Consider the following 9,589-nt stretch of genomic DNA (forward strand, 5'->3'; position numbering starts at 1 on the left):
GCCGGATGTAGTTGGGGAGAACCCCTGCGAGATAGGGTAAATGCCAAGTGATTGGGAGTTTAGCTCAGCTGGGAGAGCATCTGCCTTACAAGCAGAGGGTCAGCGGTTCGATCCCGTTAACTCCCATTGAATATGTTATAATATATTCAATGACAATTAAATATCGGAAGGGTAGCGAAGAGGCTAAACGCGGCGGACTGTAAATCCGCTCCTTCGGGTTCGGGGGTTCGAATCCCTCCCCTTCCATAGTTTTACGGGCATAGTATAAAGGTAGTACAAAGGTCTCCAAAACCTTTGGTGTGGGTTCAATTCCTGCTGCCCGTGTTTAATATTTTGGCGGATGTGGTGAAGTGGTTAACACACCAGCTTGTGGCGCTGGCACGCGCGGGTTCGATCCCCGTCATCCGCCTTCTTAATGGGGTATAGCCAAGCGGTAAGGCAAGGGACTTTGACTCCCTCATGCGTTGGTTCGAATCCAGCTACCCCAGTTCAAATATATTTTATTTGAGAAAAGTCTGTTGCCGAAGTGGCGGAATAGGCAGACGCGCCAGACTCAAAATCTGGTTCCTTCAAGGGAGTGCCGGTTCGACCCCGGCCTTCGGCATATTGAAAAGACGCAAGTTTAGTTGTGTCTTTTTTCTTTTGAGTGATAGAACTGAATAATACTGATACCGATATAAATAGATTAACTATCCTTTCTAATACGAAAAGGGTTAGAGAATAACAAAATAAAAGTTCTTAAGCTGAATTATTTCAAAATATTGTAAAGACCAAAAAGTGGAAAAATGCACTCATGAGGATACAAAAGTTGTTAAAGCATTTTGAGGATTACTGATTGATTATTATTTTACTGAAGAAGGACTTCTAAATATTTTTGAACACACAATAATGCCGTAACATTATAATGTGAAATTACACTTAAAATAAGGTAAGATAAATTATTTACTATTCAGCTAAAACAAATTTGGAGGTTTATTATCCATGTATAAAAAATATGGAGATTGTTTTAGGAAGCTCAGAAATCAAAAAAATCTAGGATTATCATATTTTAGTAAACTTGGAGTAAACCGCGCAAACTTATCTAGGTTTGAAAGAGGACAAAGTATGATGAGTTTTGAGCGCGTAGAGCTTATGTTAGAAGAAATGCAAGTTCCATTAGCGGAGTATGAATTAATTGTAAATAATTTTACGCCAAATTTTCAAGAGATTTTTTTATTGGAACTAGAGGAGGCTGATTTTAGTCAAGATATAGATAAAATACAAAGCTTATATACAGAGTCACAAAGGGAGGGAAAATATTTGTTATCCCTTGCTGCAAAGACGAGGCTTAAAAATATAAGTTTATCGGAAGTCAAAGAGGTTGAAGATTATCTTTGCAATGTTGAAGAATGGGGCTACTTTGAGCTTACCTTATTTTATTTTGCATCTGATTACATGGATATTTCTCAATTGGAAAGTCTTCTTGCAGATTTTGATGAAAGATGTGAAAAGTACTGTAGACTTTTAAAATATAGGCGGCGATTATTTCAAATAGCATACCACAGTGCGGCTATATTTGCCTCTATTGGGGAAAGAGAAAAAGCTGAAAATATATTAGAAATTACAAAGAAATACCGTGCTATGGGAGTAGATTTGTATGCTGAGGTGCTAAGACATCTTGCTATGGGGATAATTATTTTTAATTTTGAAGATAAGGACTTAGGTGATAAACAAATTAACTATGCCCTTGACGTTCTAGAGAATTTTGGTGGATTAAAATTAAAAAAATTCTATCAGAGAAACTTGAAAAAATTTAAAAGAAATTAATCTCTCTCGTTGTTGCGTTAACGCAACAGCTAGGGAGAGATTTTTTGTTTTTAGGGGTATATACTTAAAGTAGAAAGAGAGTTAAACTGTTTTTGTATAACAATTCTTTTGAATGAACTTTACATATTTTAGGGAGGTATGATGAATCAAAAAAAATTATCATTATTCGGATTTTTTGCTTTAACTGCTTCTATGGTTCTGACAGTATATGAATATCCGACTTTTGCTACTTCAAAATTGCATTTGGTCTTCTTTTTGCTATTAGGGGGCTTGTTGTGGTTTCTACCAGTAGCATTGTGTGCAGCTGAAATGTCCACAGTAGAAGGATGGAAAAACGGAGGAATTTTTAGTTGGGTTAGCCAAACATTAGGAGAACGCTTTGGGTTTGCGGCGATATTTTTCCAATGGTTTCAAATTACGGTAGGATTTGTAACGATGATATATTTTATCTTAGGTGCACTTTCATACGTATTAAATTTTGAAGCTTTAAATTCAGATCCATTAATTAAATTTATAGGTTTGCTCGTCATTTTTTGGGGATTGACTTTTTCCCAATTGGGAGGCACTCAGCGAACAGCTAAATTAGTAAAATCTGGTTTTATAATCGGGATTGTGATTCCGTCTATCATCCTATTTGCATTATCAGTAGCTTACCTTATAGGAGGAAATCCTATAGAAATAGCAATCAACAAGGATGCTTTTATTCCAGATTTTTCACAACTTTCAACGTTGGTCGTCTTTGTTTCATTTATTTTAGCTTATATGGGGGTTGAAGCTTCAGCCTCTCATATCAATGAGTTAGAAAATCCTAAGAGAAATTACCCATTGGCGATGATTTTGCTGGTAATTTTGGCAATTTCTTTGGATGCACTTGGAGGTTTCTCAGTAGCTGCGGTTATACCTCAAAAGGAGTTATCTTTAAGTGCAGGAGTGATTCAAACGTTTCAAACATTAATTTTACATTTTAATAGTCATTTTGGATGGCTAGTTAAAGTAATTGCAATAATGATTGCATTTGGAGTAATGGGGGAAGTAAGTTCATGGGTTGTTGGACCTTCTCGAGGAATGTTTGCAGCAGCTCAACGGGGATTACTTCCAAAGTTTTTGCGTAAGACAAATGCTCATGACGTGCCAGTACCATTGGTCATGATTCAAGGCGTAATTGTGACAATTTGGGGAGCTGTGTTAACTTTTGGAGGAGGAGGTAATAACTTATCCTTCTTAGTAGCAATTTCGTTGACTGTGGTTATTTATTTGGTCGGCTATCTTTTGTTTTTCATGGGTTATTTCGTTTTAGTTTATAAGAAAAAAAGTTTAAAACGGACATACAATGTTCCAGGAAAAATAATTGGGAAATCAATTATTGCAGGAATTGGATTCTTATTATCCGTATTTGCTTTATTAATTTCTTTCGTTCCGCCTGAATCAATTGCTAAAAATGAAACACGGACATATCAAATGATATTGCTCATAAGCTTTGCTGTCACAGTTATTTTGCCGTTTGTTATTTATGAATTGCATGATAAAAAAGGACACGAATCTGTTGAAGAGCCTACTCACTTTAAAGCAGGGGAAGTGAATCCAGCAGTTTATCCAATAGCGCGTGGGGAACATCATATTATAAAAAAAGAAGAACATATATTAAAACATTAAAGAAAACTGGAGGATTTACATATGTTATATGGAAAAGAAAATCGTGATGAGGCAGAATTTTTAGAACCTATTTTTGGTTCAGAAAGTGAGCAGGTTGATTTACCTAAATATAAAATGGGTAAAAAATCAATTGAACCCCGAGTGGCCTATCAATTGGTTCAAGATGAGATGCTGGATGAAGGAAATGCTCGCTTAAATTTAGCAACTTTTTGCCAAACATATATGGAACCTGAAGCAGTAGAGTTGATGAGCCAAACTTTGGAGAAAAATGCAATTGATAAATCAGAATATCCAAGAACAGCAGAAATTGAAAATCGCTGTGTCAATATGATTGCGGACCTTTGGAATGCGAGTGAAAAGGAACACTTTATGGGGACTTCAACCATCGGTTCTTCAGAAGCCTGCATGTTGGGAGGAATGGCTATGAAATTTGCTTGGCGCAAGCGAGCAGAAAAATTAGGCCTAGATGTCAATGCTAAAAAACCTAACTTGGTTATTTCTTCTGGTTATCAGGTTTGTTGGGAAAAATTCTGTGTGTATTGGGATATCGAGATGCGTGAAGTACCAATGGATAAAAATCACATGTCAATTAATCTAGAAAAAGTTATGGATTATGTTGATGAATATACCATTGGTATTGTTGGAATTATGGGTATCACTTATACTGGAAGATACGATGATATTAAGGGACTAGATAAGTTAGTTGGAGAATATAATAAACATACGGATTATAAAGTTTATATTCACGTAGATGCTGCTTCAGGAGGTCTTTATGCGCCATTTATTGAACCTAAACTTGAATGGGATTTCCGTCTGAAAAATGTCGTTTCTATCAACACATCGGGTCACAAATATGGTTTGGTCTACCCTGGAGTGGGCTGGGTCTTATGGCGTGATAAAAAATATTTACCAGAGGAGTTAATTTTTAAAGTAAGTTACCTTGGAGGAGAATTACCAACGATGGCGATTAATTTCTCCCACAGTGCTGCTCAGCTGATCGGACAATATTATAATTTTGTGCGCTATGGATTTGACGGCTATAAGGCTATTCATGAAAGAACACACAAGGTAGCCATGTACCTCGCAGAGGCAATTGAGAAAACAGGACTCTTTGAAATTGTAAACGATGGTTCACAGTTACCAATTGTTTGTTATAAGCTAAAAGAAAACAGAGATTGTGACTGGGATTTATATGACCTAGCCGATCGTTTGTTGATGAAAGGATGGCAAGTCCCAGCTTATCCTTTACCAAAAAACTTAGAGGATGTTATCATACAACGTGTAGTTGTACGTGCAGATTTTGGAATGAATATGGCCTACAACTACGTACAAGATATGCAAGAAGCAATTGATTTTTTGAATAAGGCACACATTAAGTATCATAATGAACCCGAAAATAAAACATATGGGTTTACACATTAAAATGATAATATTCGAATTTCGATGATTTTATATCATCATATAAAAATGCTTGCTGATGGTGTAGAAGAGCACCGTAAGCAAGCATTTTTTTGTTATTTTATATGTTAGTGAATTAAGCAAGAAAAGTTTTCTTCGATTTTTTGATGAGGTACTTTTCAATTTCAATTACGACGAAGATAAGAAGTGAGAGCAGGAGCGCAATAAGCCAATGTGTAGCGGTAAGTGGTATGACATCAATAAAGGTACGCAGCGGTATGAGCGTGAAGAGGAAGGTCGTCCCTAATGATATAACTGTTGTCCAGAAAATCGTTTTATTTGAATACAAACCATCTTGAAATATGGAATCATTGCTTCGCGCGTTGAAGATGTGATAAGTTGAAGCAAGGGCAAGGACAAGGAAAGTCATAGATTGCCCCAACTGTAGACTGGGCGTACTTCCAGGTATTTCAACGAAGTATCCGATATAGAAGCCAATAAGAGAAATGATGATGAAAGTTGTTGATGAAGTAAAAATACGCTGTGAAACACCACGAGAAAAGAGACTTTCATTTACATCTATCGGGGGCTTGTTCATGATATATTTGTCAGAGGTTTCTCGGCTTAATCCAAAGCCAGGAATACCATCGGCTAAAACATTGATATAGAGGAGTTGCATCCCTGTAAGTGGGAGTCCCCAACCAATAATAGCTCCAATAAGCATAATAAGAATTTCAGCGATATTGGCTGAAAGCAGATAGTAGATTGTTCGCTTAATGTTAATATAGACCCGTCGGCCTTCAGCAATTGCACTAACAATTGTTGCAAAATTATCATCAGCTAGGATGATGTCAGAGGCGTTTTTAGCAACCTCTGTCCCAGCTATCCCCATTGCGGTACCAACATCTGCAGCACGCAGCGAAGGCGCATCGTTGACGCCATCCCCTGTCATAGCAACGATGTGTTTTTTGTCTTGCCAAGCTTTAACGATGCGGAGTTTATCCTCAGGGGAGACGCGTGCATAGACAGATATTTTTTCAATATTTTCCTTAAGTTCGTCGTCTGACATATTGGATAAGGTAATACCATCAACGACTAAATCGCCTTCTCTATAGATATCAAGCTCTTGAGCAATTGCTTTGGCTGTTAGTGCGTGATCCCCTGTAATCATAACAGGAATGATACCTGCATTTCGAGCTTCTGCTACGGCACGTTTGCTTTCAGGTCGTGGAGGGTCAATCATACCAATGATTCCTAAGAATGTTTGCCCTTCTTCGAGTAATTGATGATCTTCTGGAATTTCATCAATTACTTTGTAGGAAAGAGCAAGGACACGTAAAGCATTTTCTGCGAATGTGTCATGGATATCATGTGCTTCTGTAAAATGTTCTGGGACAAGACGGTCAAAGGCACCTTTGGTAATGACGAGATATCCTCCAGTTTCATTGGGAACAACGACTGTCATCTTTTTCCTTGTAGAGTCAAAAGGAAGTTCTAAGAGACGTTCAGGCTCTTCATCTGGTTGATAAAAATTGTGAGTGATGAGGAAATTAATGATGGCTGTTTCTGTTGGATCACCGTGTGTTTCCCACTTGCCTCCTTCTTGGACAGCTGTTGCATTAGAAACTAAACCAAACTTGTAAATTAAATCTTTTTCCTTGTCCGAGAGTTGGTCCTTTTGCCAAATATCTTCCCCTTGTACCCAAAGTTGTTGAATAGTCATTTGATTTTGCGTAAGCGTTCCTGTTTTATCGGAAGCGATGACAGACGCATTTCCCAGTGTTTCAACGGCAGGAATATTACGGATTATGGCTTTTTTATAAGCCATATTTTCAACACCATAGACGAGGGACAAGGTAACGATAACAGGTAGGGTTTCAGGCACAGCAGCAATACCAAGAATAACCGCCGTCATCATGTTTTCACTAAAGGGGATTCCTCCGTGCAAGAGATTTACTAGGAAAATCACTGCACCAGCACCAAAAGCAATTGCTGCAAGACGTTTTGCCAGTGAATCAATGCGTTTCTGTAAAGGGGTTTTCCCCTTAACTTGGTCTTCCAATAGTTGGGCAATCTGTCCCATCTGACTTTTCATTCCAGTAGCAACAACAATGCCTTTGGCTGTTCCATTAAGGACGTTTGTCCCTGAGAAAACCATATTCACTTGATCTCCTAGAGGGACATTTTCATATATTTCACGTGAGGCATCTTTTTCTATCGCTTCAGATTCCCCCGTGAGCGATGATTCATCAACCTGTAAACTATTTGCTGAAAGCAGCCGAACGTCAGCACCAACTTGTTCCCCCGCATTCAGTTGAATCAAGTCGCCTACGACCAATTCTTCCGATGGAATCGTGCTTAACTTTCCGCTTCTAATGACGGTTGAATTAGGAGCAGATAGTTTTTTTAAAGCAGACAAGGCTGTCTCAGCGCGTTCCTCTTGTAGATGTGCTACGATGACGTTTATAATGACAATCAATAGGATAACAATGGGTTTTGTAAAATTATCAGTTTCTAGAGAAAGATAAAAAGCAGGAACAGAAACAATGATTAAAACAAGATTCATCACTTCAAACATATGTTTCAAGAGTTTTTGAAAAGTGCTTTTTTGCTTTGCTTCTTGGAAAACATTGCTGCCGTATTTTTCACGATATGCAGTAATCTGTTCTTTATCTAAACCCTCTGAAACATTGGTTTTATAGTATTCTTTTATGGTATTGATGTTACTTTTCTTGTAATCCATAGATTCTCCATTCTACTTTTCGGCCCTTATAAAAAAATGTATCATAATATAAGTATAATATTTTTATTATTTATTACAAAACGATTTAGAACTCAGAAAAAGCTGTATAAATAGCTAAAAATGTGGTATTATGGTAGATATGGAAACAAAAACAGTAAGCGAACTCGCAGAGCTTTTTGGTGTGACTCGCCAAGCGATGAACAAACGTATTAAGCAGCTGGACGAGAAATATATAGGAAAAAATGAAAAGAATGTTACTGTAATTAATGAAGGTGGAATTCATGAACTTGAACGCCTTTATGGAAAAGTTGTGACAGCTAAGGCAGAAGTCGTTGAAGATAAAGATGCAACTCAAAAACTTTCAACGTCGCCAGCAGACACAGCTGTTTTTGAGCTGTTTTCAAATTTAATGAAAGATAAAAATGCAGAAATTGATCGTCTGAATCAACAATTGATGGCCAAAGATGTACAGCTTGCGGAGAAAGATAAACAAATTAACCGTCAACAGGAGTTGATGGAGAAATCTTTAAATGATAATAATCAGTTTTTAATGGAGTTGAAAGCTGAATCAGAGAAGGGATTTTTCGCCAAGCTTTTTGGAAAGTAAAGTAGCAGGTTAACTGCTATTTTTTTTTATGTACAGAGTAGACAAATGTAAACGTTTTCTGAACTATCCCCACTGTTATGCACATTTTCCGGCTTTTATGTTTGCAAAATCTCAAAAAAGTGTTAAAATGTAAGAGTAAGTTAAATGATTAACTTAGTGATAGAGAATTTCTCTATAAACAAATTTTAAACCTATAAGGAGACTTACTCATGGTAGTTAAAGTTGGTATTAACGGTTTCGGACGTATCGGTCGTCTTGCTTTCCGTCGTATTCAAAACGTTGAAGGTGTTGAAGTAGTAGCAATCAACGACCTTACAGATCCAGCAATGCTTGCTCACTTGTTGAAATATGACACAACTCAAGGTCGCTTTGACGGTGATGTTGAAGTTAAAGATGGTGGTTTCGAAGTTAACGGTAAATTTGTGAAAGTTACTGCAGAAGCTAATCCAGCTAACATCAACTGGGCTGAATCAGGTGCAGAAATCGTTCTTGAAGCAACTGGTTTCTTCGCAACTAAAGAAAAAGCTGAACAACACTTGCACGCTAACGGTGCTAAGAAAGTCGTTATTACAGCACCTGGTGGAAATGACGTTAAAACTATCGTTTTCAACACTAACCACGAAACTTTGACTGGTGAGGAAACAGTTATTTCTGGTGCATCATGTACGACTAACTGTCTCGCACCAATGGCTGACGCTTTGAACAAAAACTTCGGTCTTAAAGTTGGTACTATGACAACTATCCACGGTTACACTGGTGACCAAATGACTCTTGATGGTCCACACCGTGGTGGTGACTTCCGTCGTGCACGTGCTGCAGCTGAAAACATCGTACCTAACTCAACAGGTGCTGCTAAAGCTATCGGTCTTGTATTGCCAGAATTGAACGGTAAACTTCAAGGTCACGCACAACGTGTACCAGTTCCAACTGGTTCATTGACAGAACTTGTATCAGTTCTTGATAAAGAAGTTACTGTTGAAGAAGTAAACGCAGCTATGAAAGCAGCAGCTAACGAATCTTACGGTTACAACGAAGATGAAATCGTTTCATCTGATATCGTAGGTATCTCTACCTCTTCACTCTTTGACGCTACTCAAACTGAAGTTACTACAGCTAACGGCGTTCAACTGGTTAAAACAGTTGCTTGGTACGATAACGAAATGTCTTACACATCTAACCTCGTTCGTACACTTGAATACTTCGCTAAAATCGCTAAATAATTCTGTTATTTAACGTTGGAAACAGAGAAGCTTAAGGTTCTGTATAATCTGTGGTGGTAGATTAAAATCTACTGCCCTTTTTTTATACAAGAAAAGCCATAGTAATTCGCTAAAATGTAGTTACCACACAAACACTTTAGTTAAGGATTCCTATGACTCATT

At 37.6% G+C, this 9,589-nt stretch carries 6 protein-coding genes and 6 tRNA genes; 11 read left to right on the forward strand and 1 reads right to left on the reverse strand.

Features of this window, described 5'->3' with window-relative positions; all coding sequences use genetic code 11:
- Positions 1 to 53 precede the first annotated feature (53 nt).
- The 9 genes from ACGHCK_RS11110 to ACGHCK_RS11150 all read left to right on the forward strand — a co-directional run bounded on the left by ACGHCK_RS11110 (position 54) and on the right by ACGHCK_RS11150 (position 4,881).
- Positions 54 to 126: transfer RNA gene (locus ACGHCK_RS11110), tRNA-Val, on the forward strand.
- Between the two features lie 39 nt (positions 127 to 165).
- Positions 166 to 246, forward strand: a tRNA-Tyr gene (locus ACGHCK_RS11115).
- A 7-nt stretch (positions 247 to 253) separates the two neighbouring features.
- Positions 254 to 324, forward strand: a tRNA-Trp gene (locus ACGHCK_RS11120).
- A 12-nt stretch (positions 325 to 336) separates the two neighbouring features.
- Positions 337 to 409: transfer RNA gene (locus tag ACGHCK_RS11125), tRNA-His, on the forward strand.
- Between the two features lie 7 nt (positions 410 to 416).
- Positions 417 to 488, forward strand: a tRNA-Gln gene (locus ACGHCK_RS11130).
- A 32-nt stretch (positions 489 to 520) separates the two neighbouring features.
- A tRNA-Leu gene (locus tag ACGHCK_RS11135) sits at positions 521 to 604 on the forward strand.
- Between the two features lie 377 nt (positions 605 to 981).
- Positions 982 to 1,806 carry an Rgg/GadR/MutR family transcriptional regulator gene (locus ACGHCK_RS11140; RefSeq protein ID WP_271328494.1) on the forward strand — a complete coding sequence of 275 codons (825 nt, stop codon included), beginning with the start codon at positions 982 to 984 and terminating at the stop codon, positions 1,804 to 1,806.
- A gap of 141 nt (positions 1,807 to 1,947) precedes the next feature.
- The gene (gadC, locus tag ACGHCK_RS11145; RefSeq protein WP_251423912.1) at positions 1,948 to 3,459 is read left to right on the forward strand and encodes a glutamate:gamma-aminobutyrate antiporter; all 1,512 of its coding nucleotides are present in this window, start codon (positions 1,948 to 1,950) and stop codon (positions 3,457 to 3,459) included.
- A 21-nt stretch (positions 3,460 to 3,480) separates the two neighbouring features.
- On the forward strand, positions 3,481 to 4,881 hold the full coding sequence (locus ACGHCK_RS11150; protein ID WP_202230362.1) for a glutamate decarboxylase: 1,401 nt from the start codon (positions 3,481 to 3,483) through the stop codon (positions 4,879 to 4,881).
- Between the two features lie 112 nt (positions 4,882 to 4,993).
- Here ACGHCK_RS11150 and ACGHCK_RS11155 read toward each other — a convergent pair whose 3' ends face one another.
- Entirely contained in the window at positions 4,994 to 7,600 is a 2,607-nt protein-coding gene (locus ACGHCK_RS11155) for a cation-translocating P-type ATPase (RefSeq protein WP_271328495.1), read from the reverse strand.
- Between the two features lie 130 nt (positions 7,601 to 7,730).
- Here ACGHCK_RS11155 and ACGHCK_RS11160 point away from each other — a divergent pair, with 130 nt between their 5' ends.
- Both ACGHCK_RS11160 and gap read left to right on the forward strand, forming a co-directional pair.
- Positions 7,731 to 8,207: a DUF536 domain-containing protein gene (locus tag ACGHCK_RS11160; protein WP_202230360.1), complete on the forward strand. Its 477-nt coding sequence runs from the start codon at positions 7,731 to 7,733 to the stop codon at positions 8,205 to 8,207.
- Between the two features lie 209 nt (positions 8,208 to 8,416).
- Positions 8,417 to 9,427 (forward strand): type I glyceraldehyde-3-phosphate dehydrogenase, encoded by a 1,011-nt coding sequence (gene gap, locus ACGHCK_RS11165; protein WP_271328496.1) that lies wholly within the window; start codon positions 8,417 to 8,419, stop codon positions 9,425 to 9,427.
- Positions 9,428 to 9,589: the final 162 nt, after the last annotated feature.

The sequence above is a fragment of the Lactococcus muris genome (assembly GCF_042849115.1).
Taxonomy (GTDB): Bacteria; Bacillota; Bacilli; order Lactobacillales; family Streptococcaceae; genus Lactococcus; species Lactococcus muris.